Source organism: Paraburkholderia fungorum (assembly GCF_046027215.1).
In the GTDB taxonomy this organism is placed as follows: Bacteria; Pseudomonadota; Gammaproteobacteria; order Burkholderiales; family Burkholderiaceae; genus Paraburkholderia; species Paraburkholderia fungorum_D.
In genome coordinates this window covers 3773192-3794969 of the sequence record NZ_JAQQEN010000001.1, presented here as the reverse complement: position 1 = coordinate 3794969, position 21778 = coordinate 3773192, and the positions used below count along the sequence as shown (strand labels likewise).

General features: G+C 62.8%; 19 protein-coding genes. 6 read left to right on the top strand and 13 right to left on the bottom strand.

Translation table 11 applies throughout. The features are described 5' to 3' along the window. Positions 1-67 precede the first annotated feature (67 nt). From PQR27_RS16940 to PQR27_RS16930, 3 genes are all read left to right on the top strand, one after another. Positions 68-1459, top strand: a complete 1392-nt coding sequence (locus PQR27_RS16940; protein ID WP_408525510.1) for a CoA transferase — start codon at positions 68-70, stop codon at positions 1457-1459. A gap of 306 nt (positions 1460-1765) precedes the next feature. After that, positions 1766-2020, top strand: a complete 255-nt coding sequence (locus PQR27_RS16935; protein WP_408524722.1) for a hypothetical protein — start codon at positions 1766-1768, stop codon at positions 2018-2020. Between the two features lie 6 nt (positions 2021-2026). Beyond that, positions 2027-2734: a trypsin-like serine protease gene (locus PQR27_RS16930; RefSeq protein ID WP_408525509.1), complete on the top strand. Its 708-nt coding sequence runs from the start codon at positions 2027-2029 to the stop codon at positions 2732-2734. 88 nt (positions 2735-2822) lie between these two features. Here the strand turns inward: PQR27_RS16930 and PQR27_RS16925 are convergent, their stop codons facing one another. Then, on the bottom strand, positions 2823-3569 hold the full coding sequence (locus PQR27_RS16925) for a GntR family transcriptional regulator (protein WP_408524721.1): 747 nt from the start codon (positions 3567-3569) through the stop codon (positions 2823-2825). A 191-nt stretch (positions 3570-3760) separates the two neighbouring features. Between PQR27_RS16925 and PQR27_RS16920 the strand changes: the two genes are divergently transcribed. Beyond that, a complete protein-coding gene (locus PQR27_RS16920) occupies positions 3761-4606 on the top strand; it encodes an aldo/keto reductase (RefSeq protein ID WP_408524720.1) in 846 nt (281 codons plus the stop codon). A gap of 65 nt (positions 4607-4671) precedes the next feature. On the opposite strand, the gene PQR27_RS16915 is transcribed toward PQR27_RS16920, so the two are convergent. The 12 genes from PQR27_RS16915 to PQR27_RS16860 form a co-directional block, all read right to left on the bottom strand. Then, the gene (locus PQR27_RS16915) at positions 4672-5154 is read right to left on the bottom strand and encodes a hypothetical protein (protein ID WP_408524719.1); all 483 of its coding nucleotides are present in this window, start codon (positions 5152-5154) and stop codon (positions 4672-4674) included. A 338-nt stretch (positions 5155-5492) separates the two neighbouring features. Continuing rightward, the gene (locus PQR27_RS16910; RefSeq protein WP_408524718.1) at positions 5493-6242 is read right to left on the bottom strand and encodes a hypothetical protein; all 750 of its coding nucleotides are present in this window, start codon (positions 6240-6242) and stop codon (positions 5493-5495) included. Between the two features lie 431 nt (positions 6243-6673). Next, positions 6674-8842 carry an ABC transporter ATP-binding protein gene (locus tag PQR27_RS16905; protein WP_408524717.1) on the bottom strand — a complete coding sequence of 723 codons (2169 nt, stop codon included), beginning with the start codon at positions 8840-8842 and terminating at the stop codon, positions 6674-6676. Beyond that, on the bottom strand, positions 8839-9708 hold the full coding sequence (locus PQR27_RS16900; RefSeq protein ID WP_408524716.1) for an ABC transporter permease: 870 nt from the start codon (positions 9706-9708) through the stop codon (positions 8839-8841). The genes PQR27_RS16905 and PQR27_RS16900 overlap by 4 nt, the downstream gene beginning before the upstream one ends. Continuing rightward, entirely contained in the window at positions 9705-10715 is a 1011-nt protein-coding gene (locus PQR27_RS16895) for an ABC transporter permease (RefSeq protein WP_408524715.1), read from the bottom strand. Before PQR27_RS16895 ends, PQR27_RS16900 begins: the two co-directional genes overlap by 4 nt. A 31-nt stretch (positions 10716-10746) precedes the next feature. Continuing rightward, complete coding sequence (locus tag PQR27_RS16890) at positions 10747-12408, bottom strand: ABC transporter substrate-binding protein (RefSeq protein WP_408524714.1); 1662 nt, start codon at positions 12406-12408, stop codon at positions 10747-10749. 311 nt (positions 12409-12719) lie between these two features. Beyond that, positions 12720-13739: a HoxN/HupN/NixA family nickel/cobalt transporter gene (locus PQR27_RS16885; RefSeq protein ID WP_408524713.1), complete on the bottom strand. Its 1020-nt coding sequence runs from the start codon at positions 13737-13739 to the stop codon at positions 12720-12722. 18 nt (positions 13740-13757) lie between these two features. Then, entirely contained in the window at positions 13758-14273 is a 516-nt protein-coding gene (locus PQR27_RS16880; RefSeq protein WP_408524712.1) for a cupin domain-containing protein, read from the bottom strand. 157 nt (positions 14274-14430) lie between these two features. Next, entirely contained in the window at positions 14431-16536 is a 2106-nt protein-coding gene (gene fusA / locus PQR27_RS16875) for an elongation factor G (protein ID WP_408524711.1), read from the bottom strand. 280 nt (positions 16537-16816) lie between these two features. Then, positions 16817-17323, bottom strand: coding sequence for a DUF192 domain-containing protein (locus tag PQR27_RS16870; protein ID WP_408524710.1), 507 nt, complete (start codon positions 17321-17323; stop codon positions 16817-16819). A 145-nt stretch (positions 17324-17468) separates the two neighbouring features. Further along, positions 17469-17663, bottom strand: a complete 195-nt coding sequence (locus PQR27_RS16865) for a hypothetical protein (RefSeq protein WP_011489640.1) — start codon at positions 17661-17663, stop codon at positions 17469-17471. 445 nt (positions 17664-18108) lie between these two features. Continuing rightward, the gene (locus PQR27_RS16860) at positions 18109-18678 is read right to left on the bottom strand and encodes a pseudouridine synthase (protein WP_408524709.1); all 570 of its coding nucleotides are present in this window, start codon (positions 18676-18678) and stop codon (positions 18109-18111) included. Positions 18679-19007: 329 nt separating this feature from the next. Here PQR27_RS16860 and icd point away from each other — a divergent pair, with 329 nt between their 5' ends. Then, entirely contained in the window at positions 19008-20264 is a 1257-nt protein-coding gene (gene icd, locus PQR27_RS16855) for an NADP-dependent isocitrate dehydrogenase (protein WP_408524708.1), read from the top strand. 179 nt (positions 20265-20443) lie between these two features. After that, positions 20444-21700, top strand: a complete 1257-nt coding sequence (locus tag PQR27_RS16850) for a tyrosine-type recombinase/integrase (RefSeq protein WP_408524707.1) — start codon at positions 20444-20446, stop codon at positions 21698-21700. Positions 21701-21778: the final 78 nt, after the last annotated feature.

Here is a 21778-nt window from a genome sequence, read left to right as displayed (position 1 = left end):
TTCATACGGGGCGGAATTCTAGACTCGGTTCACTTCCTTCTGTTGCAGGGCGAACGACATGAGCACCATGACGCCAGAACTTGCTCTCAAACATATCTGGACGCTTGCAGGCTGCGACCCGACTGGGCTGCCGTTTGCCTCCCTGACCGGCGACGATCCGGGTTTGCCGTCGGTCTTCCGGGTCGGCAGCCTGGCCTCGGCGACCATCGCCGCGACCGGCCTCGCGGCGGCCGAATACCACCGTTTGCGCACCGGGCAGAGGCAGCACGTCGCGGTGCAGATGCGGCGCGCGCTGGCGTCGTTTCGCAGCGAACGCTATTTACGCATCGACGGCGGTCCGCCGCCCGCTTTACGTGATCCGGTGATGGGTTTCTACGCGGCGCGCGACGGCCGCTGGATTCAACTGCACACGAATTTTCCGCATCACCTGCAAGGCGTGTTGGAGGTGCTCGGCTGCGAGAACGATCGCGCCGCGGTGGCCGCGGCGATCCGCCACTGGGACGGCGCCAAGCTCGACCAGACGCTCGCCGACGCGGGCCTGTGCGCGGCGTTGATCCGCACACCCGATGAGTGGCTCGCGCTCGAGCAGGCCCAAGCGCTCGCGGGTTTGCCGTTATTCGAGATCGAGCGCATAGGCGACGCGCCGGTCGCGCAGCCGCGCCGCGGCGACGCGAATCGACCGCTGGCGGGTGTGCGGGTGCTGGATCTGTCGCGCATCATCGCGGGGCCGGTGGCCGGGCGAGCGCTCGCGCACCACGGCGCGGACGTGCTGATGATCAACGGTCCGCATTTGCCAAACATTGCGCCGCTGGTGATCGACAACGGACGTGGCAAGCGCTCGGCCGTGGTCGATCTGCGCGATGCCGCCGGGCGTGAGACCTTGCGCGGCCTTGCCGGTGGCGCCGATGTGTTTTTGCAGGCCTATCGCCCCGGCGCGCTGGCGGCGCGGGGGTTTGGTCCCGAAGAAGTGGCGCTCGTGCGGCCTGGGATCGTGTACGTGTCGGTGTCCGCTTATGGACACGAGGGGCCCTGGGCTCAGCGGCGCGGCTTCGATAGTCTGGTGCAGTCGGCGAGCGGCATCGCGTGGACCGAACGGCAGGCGGCGGGCTGGGACGAGCCGAAGCATCTACCTTGTCAGGCGCTGGATCACGCGACCGGCTATCTCGCCGCGTTCGGCGCAATGGTCGCGTTGGCACGGCGCGCCACCGAAGGCGGAAGCTGGCATGTGCGGCTCTCGCTGGCGCAAACGGGACGGTGGTTACAGTCGTTTGGTCTCGTGCAGGATGGCTGGCGTGCGCCGGACGTGTCGAGCGACGATGTGCCGGATTGCCTCGGCACCGTTGATTCGACATTCGGCAGCGTGCGTGGCGTGTTGCCCGCCGAGCTGCTTGATCTGACGCCGGCTTTCTACGCGTTGCCGCCTGTGGAAGTGGGCGCTGACAGCGCCACGTGGAAGTGATGCGTTTGCCACTGTGAGCGGGGCGGCTGCATTTCTATTGCCTTTTCGACGCGTTTCGTGAACGGTATGCGCTCGCCAATTCCGGAAGCGGCGACCCTAGCGGGCTATTCGGACGCCGCGAGCCGCCCCTGTCGTGCGTCAAAACGAAACATGGAGGGTCGCGATTTCGCCAATCCTTGCATGCTAGAGTTATTCCCGATTCTTCAGGGGCAACGTTTAATTTAATCGGTTATCCGAATTATTTGGAACGTTGAAATTCCCGTCGGCGCCGGTTTTAATTCTTACGATGTGGAGGAAGGAGAAATCATGAAACGCGCGCGCCGCATGGCGGCAGATTCGGTGAGGTTTGTCACGCTCACGCTGTGCCTGAACGCACACGCGATCATCATTAGCGACAACGTGTTCCTCTCCAACGGCGGGGATTTGAAGAATATTCCCGGTACGATTGCCGGCGCGATGGAGCCGCTGCGACAGAAGAGTTTTGAGCCGCAATTTCTGGTCGTCGGCGACCTTGGCGGGTGTACGGCGACCTGGATCGGTGACAGCAAGGACAGCCTGTGATCGTTCATTCTGACGGCCGCGCATTGCGTCGGCAGGGCCAAGGTTCCGAGTGGTCCGATCACGTCGTCGTTCAGGGACTGGAACGGCCGGCTCGTCGCGCAGGGCGGAGGAACCTATCACATTACTGAACTGCGCTTCCCGATTCAAAACGGATACGGAGGCGCGTCAACGGATATCGCCGTGCTCAAAATTCCGAAGAAGGCCGACATTCTCGATCATGCAGGCAGCAAGGTTCCGCAGCCGGTGCTGTATGACGGAAACGCGGAACTCTACAACATCGTCTGGTTTGCCGGCTACGGACGCTGGGGGGCCGGGACGGGTGGCCCAAATGGAAGTTATTTCCCACTGTCCGGGCCTCGCCGGGCTGCAGCGGCCAGCAGCATCAGCCGAGTCTTCGAAAACGAGCACGGCCTGGGGGCGAACTTCGAGCCGGCGACCTCGGCAAACTACTGGTCCCGCTCCGCGCCCGGCGACAGCGGCAGTGCGTGGTGGCAGCAATTCAACGGCCGATGGACGATCGTTGCGACGACCAACGGCGGCACCGGTACCCTGTCGACCGGTGCACGCGTGTCGAAATATGTCGCGTTCATTGCCAACGTGTACCCGGACGCGCTGTTCCTCAGCGCAGCGCTAAAGCGGGGCAGTGCGACGCCAGCGGTTTCCACGCCGGTCATCACGCCGAATGGGGCGCCCATTTCGCCATTCGGCAAATAGTGCGGCGCCTGCGACATACGCCGGGCAGTCGGGTTTTGCGACGTGCGAGCCTCGCTGCCCGCTTCGCGGGCACGGGCCAATCCGCCCGTTACTTCCGCAACTCCGCCACGAAGTCGTAGTAGTCGTTGCGGCAGTACGTGTCCGTCAACTCGATCGCCCGCTGGTCGGCGGTGTAGCCCACGCGGGTGATCAACAGCAGCGCGTCGTTCGGTGCGATGCTCATCTGCTGCGCGATTTCGTCGCTCGCATTGACCGCGCGAAAATGCTGCAGCGCGCGCACAATCGTCAGCCCCCGATTTTCCAGGTACGTGTACAACGAATCACCAATCGCCTGAGGATCAGGAATCACCGCCGCCGGAAAGGTCGAATTCTCGACGGCCATCACAATGCCGTCAGCCAGCCGCAAGCGCCGCAACCGGGTCACGGCCGCCGCAGGCGACAACCCAAGCTGAATCACTTCGTCACGATTGGCGGGCAGAATTTCCCGCGATAACCACTTCGAACTCGGCGTGAAGCCGCGTCGCCGCAGCATCTCGCTGAAACTCGACAGACGCGACAGCGGATCTTCATAGCGCGGTGTAATGAAACTGCCCGCGCCTTGCGTGCGGCGGATCAACCCCTGCTCGACCAGCAAGGCAATCGCCTTGCGTGACGTAATCCGCGAGACGCCCAGTGCCTCGGACAGCACACGCTCCGACGGCAGCGCCTCACCCGCGTTCCAACGGTTTTCGTGAATCGCAGTGCCGAGCTTGCGGGCAAGTTGCAGATACAGCGGCGTGTCGTTTTCCGGGTCCGGGCGCAGGTCGCGCCAGCGGTCTTCCGAGGCAGAGGTCATGGGGCTCACGCAAGAAGGGCAAGGGGCAATTCTATGACATCGGCGCGCTCCGTTATAGCGGGCTTTTGCCTGGTGCCCGATCCGTTGCCCATTCAACCGCTAAACTCGTCGCTATGATTCCCCGTAACCTGCGCCGCGCATTCGCTTGCGCCGCGCACCGCCGCACGTTTCAGCCATCCCGAGGAGAAAAGATGAGGACTGATATCGCCAGCGTGAGCCTGCCCGAAGGCGAGCGCATTCCAAAACTAGGGCAAGGCACCTGGGAAATGGGTGAACAGCCAGCACGCCGTGTCAACGAAATCGCCGCGTTGCGCTGCGGGATCGAACTCGGCATGACACTGATCGATACCGCGGAAATGTACGGCGACGGCGCCACCGAAACGCTTCTCGGCGAAGCGTTGGCCGGCCTGCGGGATCAGGTGTTTCTCGTCAGCAAGGTGTACCCGCACAACGCCAGCCGGCGCGGGGTGATCGCGGCCTGCGAGCAAAGCCTCAAACGTTTGAAAACGGATCGGCTCGATCTGTATCTGCTGCACTGGCGCGGTTCGCTGCCGCTCGCGGAAACGGTCGAGGCCTTCGAAGCCTTGCGCAGCGCAGGCAAGATCCGCCATTGGGGTGTCAGCAACTTCGATACCGACGATATGGAAGAACTCGTGGCGACGCCGGGCGGCGAGGCGTGTACGACCAACCAGATTCTCTACAACGTTGCGCGCCGCGGACCGGAATTCGATCTGTTGCCCTGGCTCGCCGCACGCAAAATGCCGGCGATGGCATATAGCCCGGTCGATCACGCGCGCTTGCCGAAGCGCTCGCCGCTGGACGACATCGCCGATGCGCGTGGCGTCTCGGTGTTTCAGGTGGCGCTCGCGTGGGTGTTGCAGCAGCCCGGCGTGTTCGCGATTCCAAAGGCGGCGCGCATCGAACACGTGCGCGACAACCATCGCGCGTCGCAGCTGCAACTCGGCGCGGACGAATACGCGGCGATAGACGCCTACTTCAAGCCGCCGCGTGGCAAGCGTCCGCTCGAAATGCTGTAGGCGCTGCGCCGGCGGTCAGCGAAACGCGGGCGGCGAGGCGCGGCACCGCGGCTCACGTGCGTGAATCAGTTGCAAGCGTGGTGCATGTGCACGGAACCCAGTACGGCGACTTCCGCGGGCGTGTGTTTGAGCGAATCTTCGTTGACCTGGCCAGCATCGGCGACGAATTCGTCAACAATCGATGACACCTGGATGTCGCGCAGACACAGCGACACCCGTTGCGTTTCGTTCGGTGGCAACGACGCGCGCTGGCCGAGGAACAGCACGCCGTATTGATAACCGTGGATGATGCCGCGGATCGCGCCGACGCATTGGCCCTGTGCCACATTGTTGTTCTTCTGCTTGCAGGTCTGCACGAGCGAGTAAGCGGAGAAACTTGGATCGACCGGCGGCGCGGCCTGCGAGAACGTTTGTGGTTGGGGCTGTGCCGATGCTGCGGGGACTTGCGCAGGCGTTTGCGCATGAGCGAGCGATGCGAGGCCCAGGGCGGTAACCATCAGCAGGCTGGTGGCCACGCGCGCCGCGTAGCGGGGGACGTTTCGTTGCATGTTGTTTGGCCCTCATATCGAACGTTGAATCTGATATGAGGCGATCGTGGCGGTTTGGTTCCAGCCATGCGCGCCGTGATCGATGGTTTTGTTTTTTGGCGCGGGCAAGCGCACGTCATTCGCCCTTCATTTGCGACTCGTCTGCAACTCATCTGCCGGTCGCGCCGGCTGGCCGCCGCGTTCGGTTCGCTGCCGAATCGGACCGGCCTCGGGCGGTGACGCTCGACCGGGGGATCGAGACATCACCGCCGATGCCGGCGGGCCGCGGACAGTATGCCGGAGCATGTCGTTGGCGGAGGGTAGGGCGCGGGGGAGCCCCCTACCCGGGAGACGGGCCGCTAGCGCCCGCCGCCTCCGCCATTGCCACCACCGTTACCACCACCGTTACCGCCGCCGCCCTTGCCTCCGTGACCGCCGCCGAAGCCTCCGCCAAAGCCACCGCCGAAACCGCCACCGAAGCCGCCGCCAAACCCACCACCAAAGCCTCCGCCAAAACCACCACCTTTTCCACCGCTTGGACCACCACTGGCGGCGCCACCGCCGCAACCGCAGCCGCCGCTCCCGCTGCTGCCGCCGCCACTGCTGCCGCCACCACTGCTACCACCGCCACTGTTTCCACCGCCACCACCGCCACCGCTATTTCCCTTACCGCCGGAGTTGCCGCCTGCGTTACCCGAGCCTGCCGCACCCGCCGCGCCTCCATTGCTGCTCGCACCCGCACCGCTATTACCGGAACTCGCTGCGCCGTTGCTGCCGCTCCCGCCACCCTGGTGCGCGCACTTACCGATGTTGATGCCGTTGCAGTCGCGCGGCGAGAATACCGAGGCGGCGTCGTCGGCTGCGGTCGTGTCGCCCGGTGCTACGCCGGTGGCCGATAGCGTTGCCGCTGTGCCGTCGTCCTGTGTGAGTTGCGTCGCGCCTGGCACGGCGCTCGCGGGCAGCGGCGCGTCGGCGAGCAGGACCCACTTGGGAATCACGTCGGTCGATGCCGGGTACGCGAGTTCGGTCATCAGCAAAGTCACACCTGCCACAATGGCCGCACCCCTTATCACACCGCAGTAGTACTGATTGAATTTTCTGGTCTTCATCACGTCTCTCCCGAGGGAACGCCGGCACCTCGTTGCCACCATCTCTCACGCTGATTCGTCGGCGACCGGCCTGTCTGAAAGCGGGTCTCGTCGCCCCCCCGAGGTTGTCATGCGGATGCGGCTCAAAACATCGTCACTATCTCTTCCCGGCTTCGTAGCCGGTGCGCCGATCAACGCGCCGCGCGTTTCGGCTGATATCCTCCGGCCGCTTTCCGACACGCGCCACAGCGTACCGTGGCGATGCGTCCAGGCGGCGCTTCCTGCCCCGTAGCATTCATCGTCTGGACGAGTAGTTAGCGATATCCATGCCATTGGCCGCAAAGCCTTGCGGCCAATGGCGTGTCAAAGGGGAGTGCGACGCGCGGGGGCGAAAATCGCGGAAAAACGTTTCGGCGATGAAACGCGTGCTCGGAAAGCCGCGTTATTGCCTGCTATTCGTTTCGCGCGGCGTTTTCCGATGCGTCCTGCGATCCGTTACCGGAGGCCTGAGCGCCGTCGTTGCGGGCGGCGGACTGCAGCGTGCGCAGTTCGTCGACGGGGATATGGCAGCGGATTCGGTGCACGGACGGCGGCCCCGCGTCGCCGTTACCCGCATCGAGGAACGGCGGATCCTGCTGTTCGCAGATCGCGCCGAGTTTGCGCGGGCAGCGCGTATGAAACACGCAGCCGGACGGCGGCGAGGCCGCGCTCGGCAGATCGCCGGACAGGCGTATACGCGCTTTCGCGGCATCGGCGCCGAGCGTCGGCACTGACGACAGCAGTGCTTCCGTATAGGGATGATGAGGTCCATCGAACACTGCGGCGGCGGGTCCGATTTCCAGGAGCCTGCCTAGATACAGCACGGCGATGCGATCCGACAGGTAGCGCACCACATGCAGATCGTGCGAGATAAAAACGTAGCTCACGCCGCGCTCGCGTTGCAGGTCGGCGAGCAGGTTGAGAATCGCGGCCTGGACCGAGACGTCGAGTGCGGACGTCGGTTCGTCGCACACCACCACGCGCGGCTCGCCCGCGAATGCACGCGCGATCGCCACGCGCTGCTTGAGTCCGCCCGACAGTTGCCGCGTGCGCGAGCCGAGATAGCGCTCGGGCAAACGCACGGCAGCGGTCAACGTGGCGAGTCGTTCGTCGATGGCTGCGCCGCGCAACGCCGTGAGACGCGACAGCGCGCGTCCGATCAGCCGTTTCACTGAGTGTGCGCGATTGAGCGCCGAGTCCGGATTCTGAAAGACGATCTGCAGCGATTTGACCTGTTGGTCGTTACGTCGCGTGACGCGCGCGGCAAGCTGTGCGCCGTCGAGTTCGAGCACGCCGCCGGGGTCCGGTGTCAGCAGACCGAGCATCAGCTTCGCGAGCGTCGTCTTGCCGCTGCCCGATTCGCCGACCAGGCCGAGCGTTTCGCCGCTGGCGAGATCGATCGATACGTCGTCGACGGCACGCAGCGGCGCACCCGAAACATGGAATGTCTTCGAGAGTTTTTCTGCGCGCAGAACCAGAGCCGCATCCTTGTTCTGAAGACGAACCTCATGCTGAGGCAGCGCGTCAGCGCTCACGCGCGGCAGGTCCCGCGCACGTTCGTGATAATGGCAACGCGACATCTGATCGCCATGCGCGGCGCTCAGCCGATATGGCGGCGGGGCCTCACGGCGGCATCGGTCGTCGGCGAGGCGGCAACGGTCGGCGTAAATGCAACCTTGCGTCACGGAGCCGGGCAAGGGGAGATTGCCGGCGATCGTATCGAGCCGTTCGCTGTCCTTGCTGCGCCCCGCGCTCGGCAAACAGCGCAGCAGTCCAACCGTGTAGGGATGCCGAGGCTGCGCGAAGACATCCTGGGTCGCGCCTTCTTCGACCAGCTTGCCCGCGTACAGCACGCCGACGCGTTCGCACATGCGCCCGATCACCGCGAGGTTATGGCTGATGAACAGCACCGCGGTGCCCAGTTCCTGACGCAGTTGCGCGACGACGTCGAGCACTTCGGCTTCGACGGTGGCGTCGAGCCCGGTGGTCGGTTCATCGAGGATCAATAGCGCGGGATTCGAGGCGAGCGCCATCGCGATCACCACACGCTGCTGCATGCCGCCCGATAACTGGTGCGGATAACTTTCCATCACGCGCTCGGGCGCGGCGATGCGCACGCGTTTCAGCATCTCGAGCGTGCGCTGCACCGCTTCGTCACGTGAAGCGCCGGCTGCTTCGAAGGCCTCGGTGACCTGCCGCGCGACGGTCAGCGATGGATTCAACGCGCGGCCCGGGTCCTGGTAGACCATCGAAATCGCATTGGCGCGCATGTTGCGCAATGCATCCGCGTCGAGCTTCTGCACGTCCTGGCCGGCGATGCTGATCTTGCCGGCCTTCACCTTGCCGTTGCGCGGCAGGTAGCGCAACGCCGCCATGGCGACCGTCGATTTTCCGCAGCCCGATTCGCCGACAAGCCCGTACGCTTCGCCGCGCCGCACACGAAACGACACGTCCTGCAGCACTTCACGATCGCGGCCGCGCATCCGGTAGGTGACCGTCAGGCCGACGACAGTCAGCGCATCCGTGCGATCGCTCTTCGAGACGTCGAAGGCGGGGAACGAGGCGGGCGGCGGGCCGTTCATCGGTCGAGCACCCCTTGCACGCTATCCGCGATCAGATTCACGCCGACCACGAGCGTGGCGATCGCGCCGGCGGCGAACACCACGGTCCACCAGGCACCGCCCGCCATTAGCGTGTACGACTCGGACAGCGCCAGCCCCCAGTCAGCGGAGGGCGGCTGGATGCCGAAGCCGAGAAACGACAACGTGGCGACCGCGAAGATCGCATAGCCTAGCCGCACGGTTGCCTCGACGATGATCGGCGGCAGCACGTTCGGCAGGATCTCGGCGAACATGATGTAGGGCGCACGCTCGCCGCGCAGTTGCGCGGCGGCGACGTAGTCCAGATGCCGTTCGGCGAATACGGCGGCGCGTACGGTGCGCGCGGTAATCGGCGTAAAGGTAATGCCGATCACCAGCACCACCGTGACGTTCGACGCGCCGACCGCGGCCAGCGCGAGCAAGGCAACGATCACGAGCGGCAGGGCAAGCACCGCATCGATCGCGCGTCCGACCACGTTGTCGACCCAACCCTCGAAGTAGCCGACAACCAGCCCCAGCGCCGTGCCGGCCAGCGTACCGAGCAAGGTCGCCAAAGGCGCGATGGTGAGAATGTCACGCGCGCCGACGATCACGCGCGAGAACACGTCACGGCCGAGCTGATCGGTGCCGAACCAGTGCGTGCCATCAGGCGGCGTCAGCGAATTGAGCGGATCGGACGCATACGGATCGATCCGTACAAACCACGGCCCGGCGAGCGCGCAGACGATCCACCACGCCACGATCAACACGCCGACCACAAACGTGGGCGAACGCAGCAACACCCGCAACTGGTCGAAGCGCGGTTCGGCCATGGGACGCGGCGCGGTGGGCGGTACGATCGTGCTCATTCGGCGCTCCTCACGCGCAGCCGCGGATTGAGCAGCACATGCAGCGCATCGGCGACGAGATTGGCGACGGTGTAGACCACGCCGATTGTCAGCACGCCTGCTTCGAGCATCGGAAAATCCTTGGCCTTGGCCGCGTTGTAGATCAGCGAGCCGATACCTTGAAAGTGAAACAGCGTCTCGACCACCACGAGGCCGCCGATCATGTAGCCGAGTTGCGTGGCGGCCACGGTGATGGTCGGCAGCAGCGCATTGCGCAACACATGTCGCCAGATCACGATGTGGCGCGGCAAGCCTTTGAGGATCGCGGTGCGCGTGTAATCCGCGTCGAGCGCTTCGACCGTGCCGGCACGCGCCATTCGCGCGATGTAGCCGAAGAACACCAGCACCAGCGGCACCACCGGCAGAATCAGATGCCGCAGTTGTTCGAGCGCGCCCGCTTCGGGCGGATACGACGCCTCAATCGGCAGCCAGCGCAGCCATACGCCAAACACCAGGATCAGCACGATCGACGAGACGAATTCAGGCACCACGGTCGCCGACAACCCGGCAATGCTGATGGTGCGATCGAGCCAGCGTCCCGCATGCATCGCCGACCACACGCCGCCCGCGATGCCGAGCGGCACGACGACGATAAACGCAAGCAAACCGAGCTTCGCCGAATGTGCGAGCGCGTCGGCGATAAACGGCCCGACCGGCTCGCGGTAGGCGTACGAAAGACCCATATCGCCGCGCACGAAATGCGAAATCCACTCGACGTATTGCGTCATCAGCGGCCGGTCCGCGCCGAGCTGATGATTGAGCGCGGCGACCGCGCGCGCATCGGCAAGCGGCCCTAGCACGGCGCGGCCGATATCGCCGGGCAGCAACTGCCCGCCCGCGAAAACGATCACGGATAGGAGCCACAACGTAATCAACGACAAGCCGACCCGCGTCGCCAGAAACCGCACGACGCGGCCCGCGTTGCCGCGCGAAACGGAGGGAACGGAAGGGGGCACCGTGGTCGACATCGTGATCTCTGGCGGAAAAAAGCGCTGGCGCCTACGCGCTCAACACCGCACGATCGAAATACAGTTGCGCGAGCGCGGTGAAGCGCACGCCGTTCACACCCTTGCGCATGGCAATCAGTTGATCGTAGAAGAACGGAATGATCACGGGTGTTTCGTCGAGCAGCAGCGTCTGGATCTGTCCAGACAACTTCTTTTGCGCAGTGAGGTCGATCGCCGCGACGAATTGCGCGACCAGCTGATCGTATTGCGGATTCTTGAAATGCGCGGCATTCCACGTGCCGCCGCTGGTGAGCGGCGCATTCAGAAACACGTTCGGCACGCCGCGGTGGCCGTAATCGGTGATGCCGAGCGGCGAGTCCAGCCAGTCGGATTTGCCCGGCGTGCCGGCACCGTAATACAGCGACTGGCTTTCCACCTTCAGGTTGATTCGCACGCCAATCGCCTTGGCCGCGTTCTGCACGACAACCGCGAGATCGGGAATCTCCATGTACTTTTCGGTGGTCAGCGTCACGTCGAAGCCGTTCGGCACGCCGGCTTGTGCAAGCAGTTGCTTGGCCTTCGCGATGTCGATCCTGCGTTGCGCGACGCCTGCATCGGACGACGGGAACACCGGTGCGAACGGGCTGTCGTTGCCGAGTTGCGCGCGGCCCTTGAACAGGCCTCTGACCAGCACATCGCGATCGAGCGACAACGCCAGCGCCTGGCGCACACGCTTGTCCTTGAACAGCGGGCTGTCATTGCGCATATGAATCTGCCGATGCGCGCTCGACTTCACGCCGACCGCCTTGTAATCGGGGTTGTTCAGAATGCCGGCGCCGCCCTGCACGGTGAAGGTACCCATCACGTCGGCCTGGTGGCCTTGCAATGCGAGCAATTGCGCCTGCTCGTCGGCGTAGAACGAGAACTGTACGCGCTGCGGTAACGCTTTCTCGCCCCAGTAATCGGGATTGCGCACGAATGAGGCGCCGACCTTGGCCTGGTACTTTTCAAGCTTGAACGGACCGGTGCCGATGAAGCTCTTTTCATAACCGCCCGCATAGTTCGCGGGCAGGATCACGGCGTTGTAATTGTCCGATGAAACGTAGTACGGGAAATTGCCGTTTGGGGCGTCGAGGTGGAACGCCACCGTGTGATCGTCGACCACCTTCGCGCCGCCTTTCGACAACACGCCCTTGAGCACCGAAAGTGCTGCCGAACCGCTGGCCGGATCGGCGAGACGGTCGAAGGTGGCGGCCACGTCTTTGGCGGTGAGCAGTTGACCGTCGTGGAACTTGACGTTCTGGCGCAGCGTGAAGGTCCACACGTCGCCCTTGTCGTTCGGCTTCCACGACAACGCTAGCGCCGGCTTGAGCATGAGCTTTTCGCCGTCGTCGTCGATCAGGAACTCACCGGTCTGATTCAGCAGGGCGAGACTCGCGGCATCCGTGACAGTGAGCGGATCGACCGCGCCGGCGGGCGTCAGATGCGCCACGCGAATCGTGGCGTTCGCGGCGCCCGCTGTGCCTTGCGCACGTGCTTGCGGCGCGAGCACACCGCCGCCCACCAGCGACAAACCGATCACGCTCGCATAACGCAGCAGGTCGCGGCGCGTGATGCGGCCGGCGAGGAATTCGTCGATGGCGTGGTTGCCGTAGGCGTCTGCGCTGTGGCGCGCCATGTCGAGTTCGGGGAATCGGTCCGCGGGAGTCTTCATCGATGGAGTGTCCAGTCCGTTCTGCTGTCGGTTCTGAAGGGTCGCGCCGGGTGCGCGCAACAGGGCAACGATAGGGCCACCTGAGTCTGATGGCGAAAAGCGGTTTCAGTGTAAGCGATTGACCACGGATTCGTAGCCTCTGCGGCGGGCCCAGGTCGCCGTTTCGCGGATAAAAGGACTGGTGTGTGTCGTCACGACAACGCTCGGTGGAATCGCCTGACTCAGTCAGCGGGCATGCGCCGGATGCCACAGCGCGGGAATCGTCGTTGCAATAGCATCCTTACCGACAACGCGCGCGCAACCAGTTGGATTTACCGCGCCAGAGCGGCCGGACGACGCCAGCGATGGAACAGCACCGAGCCGATCCAGCACGCCATGAAGGCCGCAACGATCCCGTAGCCAAGCACGCCGAAGTGTTCGTTGACGCTTGCTACCGCATCCCACGCTCCGCCGCTCAGGCCGAGTTTGTCCGACAGTAGTCCCAGCGCTTCGACGCCGCCGATCGCAATCGCCACCACGGCCGAAACGAACGTGATGCTCGCGTTGTAGTAGAGCTTGCGTTTCGGATCGTCCATCGCCCAGCCATACGCGTGCACCATCAGCACGTTGTCGGTCGAATCGACCAGCGTCATGCCGGCGGTGAAGAGCGCCGGGAACACGAGGATCGAGTACAGCGGCAGACCTTTGCCTGCCTCGGTGGCGGCAATCGCCAGCAGACCGATCTCGGTGGCGGTGTCGAAACCGAGTCCGAACAGCACGCCGACGGGGTACATGTGCCAGCTTTTCGTCACGATGCGAAACAGCGGCCGCAAGGCGCGCGAGAGAAGGCCGGCGGGCGCAATCGGCTGCGACGTTTCCGCAGTCAATTCACCGCCGCGTTGAACGTGGCGATAGCGGCGCCACACGTCGCGCAGAATCACCAGGTTCACGCAGGCGAGCACCAGCAGAAATACCGCCGACACGGCCGTGCCAAGCGTGCCGCCCACCGCCCTGAAAGTTTCGAAGCGGCCGTGCAGCGAATGCGCGGTCCACGCAATGCCGATTGTCGCGAGGATCACGATGCTCGAATGCCCCAGCGAGAACGACAGGCCGACGCCAAGCGGCTGCTTGCCCGCCTGCATCAGCTTGCGCGTGACCGCGTCGATGGCCGCGATGTGGTCCGCGTCGACCGCATGGCGCAGGCCAAACCCGTACGCGAGCAGCGCCGTGCCGAGCAGCAGCGGATAGTGGCGAAACGCGATCAACGCCCATGCCCACGCGCCGAAATTCGCGGCGATCAGAACGGCGTACAGCGTGATGAGGCGAGGGCGCAGCGAAGCGGTCGGCGTCATGAGTCGCGGTCGAAGGATTTAATGGTCGTGCGGATGCTTGTGAATTGGATCGACCCAGAAAACCGTCTCCGGCGCTTCCACCGCATCGATATTCAGATTCACCACTACCGCCTCGTTGTCGCTGCGCACCAGCACGCATTCGAGCGGGTCGTCGGTACTCGCGTTAATTTCCTGATGTGGCACATAGGGTGGCACGAAGATGAAGTCGCCGGGTCCCGCTTCCGCGGTGAACTCGAGGTGCTCGCCCCAGCGCATGCGTGCGTGGCCGCGCACCACGTAGATCACGCTTTCGAGCGCGCCGTGATGATGCGCACCGGTCTTCGCATTCGGATGGATCGTCACCGTGCCGGCCCAGATTTTCTGCGCGCCCACCCGGGCGGCGTTGATCGCGGCTGCGCGATTCATGCCCGGCGTTTGCGCGGTGTTGGTGTCGAGCTGGTCGCCTTTGATGACCTTGACGCCATGCTCGCGCCAGTCGACCGGCGTTGCGGGTTGCGCGTCATGGTAGTGCGGATGTTCGTGTTCCTGGCTCATGATGTGTCTCCTCGCGGGCGGTCGGCTCGGCGCCGTCAGCTATTTTTGCACGTTCAGAAACGTGCGTGTGACCTCGCGGCACGAGCGGCGCCGCGCATGAAAAAAAGCCCATCCATGACGGACGGGCTTTAATCTCCTGCTGATACTACTGCTGCGCTTATTTGTGCTTTGCGTTGATCACGGCTTCGGCCACGTTGTTCGGCGTTTCAGCGTAGTGCTTGAACTCCATCGTGTACGTAGCGCGGCCTTGAGTTGCCGAGCGCAGTGAGGTCGAATAGCCGAACATTTCTGCGAGCGGCACTTCGGCGCGCACCAGCTTGCCGCCACCGCCGGCGATGTCTTCCATGCCTTGCACCATGCCGCGACGGCTCGAGAGGTCGCCCATCACGTTGCCCATGAAGTCTTCCGGTGTTTCCACTTCGACGGCCATCATCGGTTCGAGCAGGACCGGCTTGGCCTTGCGCATGGCTTCCTTGAAGGCCATCGAGCCGGCCATACGGAAGGCGTTTTCGTTCGAGTCGACGTCGTGGTATGAACCGAAGGTTAGCGTCACTTTCACGTCCACCACCGGATAGCCCGCGAGCACGCCGGCCTTCAGCGTTTCCACGATACCCTTGTCGACCGCCGGAATGTATTCGCGCGGAATCACACCACCCTTGATCGCGTCGACGAACTCGTAGCCCTTGCCCTGCGGCGCCGGTTCGAGCGTGATCACAGCGTGGCCATACTGCCCGCGGCCACCCGACTGTTTAACGAACTTGCCTTCGACATCCTCGACCTTGTTGCGCACCGTTTCGCGATAAGCCACCTGCGGCTTGCCGACAGTCGCCTCCACGCCGAACTCGCGCTTCATCCGGTCGACCAGAATTTCCAGATGCAGCTCGCCCATCCCGGAGATGATGGTCTGGCCGGATTCTTCGTCGGTCTGCACGCGGAACGACGGGTCTTCCTGCGCCAGGCGATTCAGCGCGATGCCCATCTTTTCCTGGTCGACCTTGGTTTTCGGTTCGACGGCCTGGGAGATCACCGGCTCAGGGAAAATCATCCGTTCGAGAATGATCACGTGCTGCGGGTCGCACAGCGTGTCACCCGTGGTCGCTTCCTTCAGGCCGACTGCCGCGGCGATGTCGCCCGCGTAGACTTCCTTGATTTCCTTGCGCTCGTTCGCATGCATTTGCAGGATCCGGCCGAGGCGTTCCTTCTTTTCCTTGACGGCGTTGTAGACCGTGTCGCCGGAATTCACCACGCCCGAATACACGCGGAAGAAGATCAGCTGGCCGACGAACGGGTCGGTCATGATCTTGAAGGCGAGCGCCGAGAACGGATCGTCGTCGCGCGGATGACGCTCGATTTCCTTGTCGTATTCGTCGTGCCCGCTGATGGCGGGGATGTCGACCGGCGAGGGCAGGTAGTCGATCACCGCGTCCAGCATGGCCTGCACGCCCTTGTTCTTGAACGCGCTGCCGCACAGCATCGGCACGATTTCGTTGGCGATGGTGCGCACACGGATACCGTGCTTGATTTCCTCTTCGGTCAGTGTCTCGCCGCCCAGGTATTTCTCGAGCAGTTCCTCGCTCGCCTCAGCGGCGGCCTCGACCATCTTGTCGTGCCATTCCTTCGCGGTATCCGCGAGTTCCGCCGGGATGTCCCGGTACTCGAATTTGATCCCCTGGTTTTCTTCGTCCCAGTAGATCGCCTTCATCTTGACCAGGTCGACCACGCCCTGGAAGTGATCTTCCGCGCCGACCGGAATCTGGATCGGTACCGCGACGCCCTTCAGACGATCGCCGATCTGCCGCTGCACGCGGAAGAAGTCCGCGCCCACGCGGTCCATCTTGTTGACGAACGCAATGCGCGGCACCTTGTACTTGTTCGCCTGACGCCACACCGTTTCGGACTGCGGCTGCACGCCGCCGACCGAGTCGTAGACCATGCACGCGCCGTCGAGCACGCGCATCGAGCGCTCCACTTCGATCGTGAAGTCGACGTGTCCGGGGGTGTCGATGATGTTGATCCGGTGTTCGGGATAGTTGCCGGCCATGCCTTTCCAGAAGGCGGTGGTGGCCGCCGACGTGATGGTGATGCCGCGCTCCTGCTCCTGTTCCATCCAGTCCATCGTCGCCGCACCGTCGTGAACCTCGCCGATCTTGTGGGTCACGCCGGTGTAGAACAGGATGCGTTCAGTGGTGGTGGTTTTGCCGGCATCGATGTGAGCGCTGATACCGATATTCCGGTAGCGCTCGATGGGAGTCTTGCGGGGCACGTGAACCTCCTTGGAATGGCGCGCCTGAAACGCTTGCCGGGCGGCAGTCTGTGCTACCCGGGGAGCCTGGGTGCTGCTTTACTAAGACTACTAGGATAGCGCGTCGGCTCTTCTTTTGCAGGAATCTTGCCAGGCGGGCGAACCCTCCTGTGGGCGGGGCTTCGGCGTCAGGGCGCGCGCGGCCGGGCCAACGAAAAAGCCGGCGCCCCGTAAAAGGCGCCGGCTTTTCAAAAGCAACTGGCGAAGTTGCGGCGGATGCCGCGGCGGCGCGCGCGACTTCTTATTGCGCGGCTGGCAAGCCCTGAATCTTCATGCCGGGTTTGATGCCTTTCGACGTGAACCAGTCTTTGCTCATCTCCAACGCATACACGCCGTTGTTCTTCGGGCAGTGATTATTGGTGGTCTCGGCCTGCATCTCGTCGATGTCGGTGACCGTGCCGTCGGCGCGTATGAAGGCGATCGACAGCGGGATCAAGGTGTTCTTCATCCAGAAGCAATGCACAGCGTTCTCATTGAAGACAAACAGCATGCCTTCGTTCGGCGCGAGACTCGTGCGATACATGAGGCCTTGTTCGCGGTCTGCATCATTGGCGGCGACGGCGGCATCGATCACGAACATGCCGGCGGTCAGCTTGGCGCGCGGAAATTCACTGGGCTGCTTCGCACCGGCCGGCATCTGCTGCGCATGGGCTGGGGCAGCGGTGCTGGCGACGAACGACATCGCGGCGAGCGGCAATGCAACGGCAACAGCGAAACGCGCAATCAACGAGCGCATGGGAAATCGCACGGCATGACTCCTTGCTGGAAATTAACCCGCGAATGTTACGCGAGCGCGTCAAAAACAAAAAGGCAGATCGCCTCGCGGTGATCTGCCTTTCAACGCCGTAAGAACGGCAGTGAAGCTAGTTCTTGACTGCGTTTTTACAACAAACTTACTCCGAAGCGCCCGAAGCTGCAGCAGCTGCTGCTGCCTTCTTGTGCGACTTCTTGTGAGCGTGCTTCGTGGTCTTCTTTGCCGACGAAGCTGCTGCTGCCGGAGCTGCCGAAGCTGCTGCCGGTGCCGAAGCTTGTGCGAATGCTGCCGTTGCGAAGAGACCAGCGACCAGAGCGGCGATCAGTTTGTTCATTTTGTGAATCCTCAGCTTTAGTTAATTAACCAAATGACCCGGTTATATGTAGAGTCATGTCGGTAAACGTGCCATCCACCTTTCGGTTGACAGCCGCATCGACAATTTTTTCGACACGTCTGCTTTAGCGCTCAGACTCCCTGCACTGACCGCGAGAACGGCTTGCACAAAGGCCCTTAAGGCTGAATGCCGGATAGCTTCGGGCGGCATCTGCGTCGAATAACGCGTGAGCTCACACACCGGTTGACGTAATTTTTCGGGAATATTTATTCGTCGCTGTGTGAATGGACATGACTCGTCAGGCAGTGATCTTGCGCGTGATTGTTTCACGCATGTTTCACGCGAGTTTTACAGTGGATTTTGTTTGCGGATACAACGAGTTAGCCCTTTCACTGCCAGCGTGAATGCCGGCCATGTGCAGGTTTTTTCCGGCTGCGGTTTCGTATCAGATGACGCCGTCCCAAGGTGCCTTCAGCGGCAGTTCGACACACGCTCCGGGCTGCAGTCCGAGCGAAAAAATATCGAGCGCGCCGATGCCGACGCGCACCAGACGCAGTGTCGGAAAACCGACTGCAGCAGTCATGCGCCGTACCTGACGGTTCTTGCCTTCGGTGATCGACAGTTCGATCCACGTGGTCGGAATCGCGGCGCGGTAGCGAATCGGCGGCGTGCGGGTCCATAGCGTGTCACCTGGTTCCACATATTCCGCGCGACAAGGCCGCGTCACGTAGTCGCCGAGATCGACGCCACGTGCGAGCTTCTCCAAGCTGGCCTGATCGACGGTGCCTTCCACTTGCGCCCAATAGCGTTTGACAAGTTTGTGACGCGGCTCGGCGATGCGTGCCTGCAATGCGCCGTCGTCGGTGAGGAGGAGCAGCCCTTCGCTGTCGGAATCGAGCCGGCCGGCCGGATAGACGCCAGGCACCTTGACCCAGTCGGCCAGCGACGCACGGGTCTCGTGCGGCGAAAACTGGCAGATGGTGCCGAACGGTTTGTTCAGAGCGAGAAGGCGCATAGGGAATTCAGATGAAAGTCGCGTGGCGAGGCGCCGCCGTGCCAGCGCTGGCGGCGCGCGCCAGTGCAATAGTAAATGGCGGGATCATAATGCATAATACGAGCGGACATGTCGCGTGTCTTATATAAGACATAGGAGTTGACGTCGCGGCAATCTGATTCTCGACAATGTTGGAAAACCCCGAGCCACTGTCGGCTCGTTGCTGCGCCGGTGTGGGCTAGAATAGGCAGCCTGACCCTCGTTGACGGCCGGCATTGCGCGTAGCGAGGAGCGCCCAGTTTCCGCAGTCTCCCATCAGCTTTCAGCACAGCTATCACTGGAGTCCGATCATGCCGTATCAGCACATCAAGGTCCCGACCGGCGGTGACAAGATCACTGTCAACGCGGATTTCTCGCTCAACGTTTCCGACCAGCCGATCATCCCGTTTATCGAAGGTGACGGCACGGGTGCCGACATCACGCCGGTGATGCTCAAGGTGGTGGATGCGGCTGTCGAAAAAGCATACGCAGGCAAGAAGAAGATCCACTGGATGGAAATCTATGCCGGCGAGAAGGCCACGAAAGTGTATGGCCCGGACGTGTGGCTGCCGGAAGAGTCGCTGCAGGTGCTGAAGGAATACGTCGTGTCAATCAAGGGGCCGCTCACCACGCCGGTCGGCGGCGGCATCCGTTCGCTGAACGTCGCGCTGCGCCAGGAACTCGACCTGTATGTATGCCTGCGGCCGGTGCAGTATTTCAAGGGCGTGCCTTCGCCGGTGCGTGAGCCGGAAAAGACCAACATGGTGATCTTCCGTGAGAACTCGGAAGACATCTACGCTGGGATCGAGTGGGCGGCTGAATCGGAAGAGGCGAAGAAGGTCATCAAATTCCTGCGGGAAGAGATGGGTGTGAAGAAGATCCGCTTCCCGGACACCTCGGGTATCGGTATCAAGCCGGTGTCGCGTGAAGGCACGGAGCGGCTGGTGCGCAAGGCGATCCAGTACGCGATCGACAACGAACGCCGCTCGGTCACGCTGGTGCACAAGGGCAACATCATGAAGTTCACGGAAGGTGCGTTCCGCGACTACGGTTATGCGCTGGCCCAGAAGGAATTCGCCGCCGAGTTGATCGATGGCGGTCCGTGGATGAAAATCAAGAACCCGAAGACGGGTGGCGACATCGTGGTGAAGGACGTGATTGCCGATGCGTTCCTGCAGCAGATCCTGTTGCGTCCGGCCGAATACGACGTGATCGCCACGCTGAACCTGAATGGCGACTACGTATCGGACGCGCTGGCTGCGCAAGTCGGCGGGATTGGTATCGCGCCCGGCGCGAATCTGTCGGATTCGGTCGCGATGTTCGAAGCCACGCATGGCACGGCGCCGAAGTACGCTGGCAAAGACTATGTGAATCCGGGCTCGGAAATTCTCTCAGCGGAAATGATGCTGCGCCACCTCGGCTGGGTTGAGGCGGCCGAGCTGATCATCAAGTCGATGGAAAAGTCGATCCTGCAAAAACGCGTCACGTATGACTTCGCGCGTTTGATGGAAGGCGCAACGCAGGTGTCCTGCTCGGGCTTTGGGCAGGTGCTGATCGAAAACATGTAAGTACGTCCAGCAAGTTCCGGTGAAATCCGGTAAACCCCGATGTACACTACGTGTCGTCGGGGTTTTTTGTTTATTACGTTCCGACAAGGTGGAGGGAAATCCGGGCGTTATGGAGGGGAATTTGACGGGGTGGAAGGTACATTACCCCTCCAATTCCCTCCATTTGGAGGGAGCAAAAAATGAGCCGCAGCAGACACTTCAATTACACACTGACGCCTACGCGTCTGAACAATGCCAAGCCAAAGGAGGGCGCATACAAGCTGACGGACGGCGGCGGTCTGTTCGTGCTGATACAGCCTGGCGGTTCCAAGACTTGGGTATTTCAATACCGGATTGATGGGCGGCGGCGTGAGGTGGTGATTGGTCGCTATCCGGAAATAGGCGTTGCGGACGCGCGCGACCGGCACGCGGAATATCGGGCGATGGTGGAGCAGGGCAACGATCCGGCTGCACACAAGCGCACGGACGATGCCGAGCGCAAGGCGAGGGCGGAACTGAAGGCCGACGAAGGGCAGTTCAAGGCGTTCTCCCTTAAGTGGCTGGATGAGCGCCTGGGCAGCAAGTCGGACGGCTACCGTGCGCAAATGCGCTCCCTGCTGGAGCGGTTTGTCTGGCCGGACATTGGCAGCACGGCGCTGGACGATGTGAAGCCCGCCCACGTGCTGGCAATCATTGAGAAGCGGCGCGACACGCCGAACACTGCGGAGAACGTGCGGGTTCTGATTCAGCAGGTCTACAACTACGCGATCCAGAAGCTACTCGTTGAGTCGAACCCGGCATTGCCGCTGCGTGGCGTCATCGAGGTTCCAAAGGCGGAGCATCACCGGCACCTGAGCGAATCGGAGCTTGGAGCATTCTGGCGTGCCGTAGGGAAGCAGGGTGCGCATCCGTCCACTACGGCGGCGGTCAAGCTGCTGATGTACAGCATGTGCCGTAAAGCCGAGGTCCTGCGCGCCAAGTGGTCGGAGATCGACACGGATAAAGCGCAGTGGGACATTCCCGCCGAGCGCATGAAGTCGCGCCGGCCGCATCGCGTGTATCTGTCCACACAGGCGCTCGAAGTGCTGGAAGTGCAACGCGCATTGACTGGCGATCTGGAATACGTGTTCCCGTCCGCGTTCCGCGCCGTTGTGCCGATGGCAGACGCGACGCTCAATCACTTGTTCAAGCGGATGGACTTCGGCGTAGCGGAGTTTTCCCCACACGGCACGCGAGGCACAGCGGCAACACTGTTGCGTGAGCATGGATTCAGCCGGGACGTTGTGGAGCTGCTGCTGGCGCACACGGAGCGCAGCCAAACCGCCGCCAGCTATCACCATCACGAACTGGAAGCCGAGCGGCGGCGCGCGCTGCAATACCTGGCCGACGAGATCGACCGGCAAGCCGCTATCTCTGCGGCGGGTAACGTGGTGAGCATCAAGACGAAGACGGCCTGATACTTTACGGGTCGCGCCTAGATCGGCCAATCGAAAACGGGTTCCCTCACCCGCTGGCGCGGCCCCTTCATTCATTGA

Bases quoted from the DNA above. Each gene is read 5' to 3' on its own strand.
- PQR27_RS16910 (WP_408524718.1), bottom strand. From the start codon at position 6,242: ATGAAGACCAGAAAATTCAATCAGTACTACTGCGGTGTGATAAGGGGT.
- PQR27_RS16880 (WP_408524712.1), bottom strand. From the start codon at position 14,273: ATGAGCCAGGAACACGAACATCCGCACTACCATGACGCGCAACCCGCA.
- PQR27_RS16925 (WP_408524721.1), bottom strand. From the start codon at position 3,569: ATGACCTCTGCCTCGGAAGACCGCTGGCGCGACCTGCGCCCGGACCCG.
- PQR27_RS16885 (WP_408524713.1), bottom strand. From the start codon at position 13,739: ATGACGCCGACCGCTTCGCTGCGCCCTCGCCTCATCACGCTGTACGCC.
- PQR27_RS16920 (WP_408524720.1), top strand. From the start codon at position 3,761: ATGAGGACTGATATCGCCAGCGTGAGCCTGCCCGAAGGCGAGCGCATT.
- PQR27_RS16900 (WP_408524716.1), bottom strand. From the start codon at position 9,708: ATGAGCACGATCGTACCGCCCACCGCGCCGCGTCCCATGGCCGAACCG.
- PQR27_RS16895 (WP_408524715.1), bottom strand. From the start codon at position 10,715: ATGTCGACCACGGTGCCCCCTTCCGTTCCCTCCGTTTCGCGCGGCAAC.
- PQR27_RS16935 (WP_408524722.1), top strand. From the start codon at position 1,766: ATGAAACGCGCGCGCCGCATGGCGGCAGATTCGGTGAGGTTTGTCACG.
- PQR27_RS16890 (WP_408524714.1), bottom strand. From the start codon at position 12,408: ATGAAGACTCCCGCGGACCGATTCCCCGAACTCGACATGGCGCGCCAC.
- icd (WP_408524708.1), top strand. From the start codon at position 19,008: ATGCCGTATCAGCACATCAAGGTCCCGACCGGCGGTGACAAGATCACT.
- PQR27_RS16865 (WP_011489640.1), bottom strand. From the start codon at position 17,663: ATGAACAAACTGATCGCCGCTCTGGTCGCTGGTCTCTTCGCAACGGCA.
- PQR27_RS16915 (WP_408524719.1), bottom strand. From the start codon at position 5,154: ATGCAACGAAACGTCCCCCGCTACGCGGCGCGCGTGGCCACCAGCCTG.
- PQR27_RS16905 (WP_408524717.1), bottom strand. From the start codon at position 8,842: ATGAACGGCCCGCCGCCCGCCTCGTTCCCCGCCTTCGACGTCTCGAAG.
- PQR27_RS16860 (WP_408524709.1), bottom strand. From the start codon at position 18,678: ATGCGCCTTCTCGCTCTGAACAAACCGTTCGGCACCATCTGCCAGTTT.
- PQR27_RS16940 (WP_408525510.1), top strand. From the start codon at position 68: ATGACGCCAGAACTTGCTCTCAAACATATCTGGACGCTTGCAGGCTGC.
- PQR27_RS16850 (WP_408524707.1), top strand. From the start codon at position 20,444: ATGAGCCGCAGCAGACACTTCAATTACACACTGACGCCTACGCGTCTG.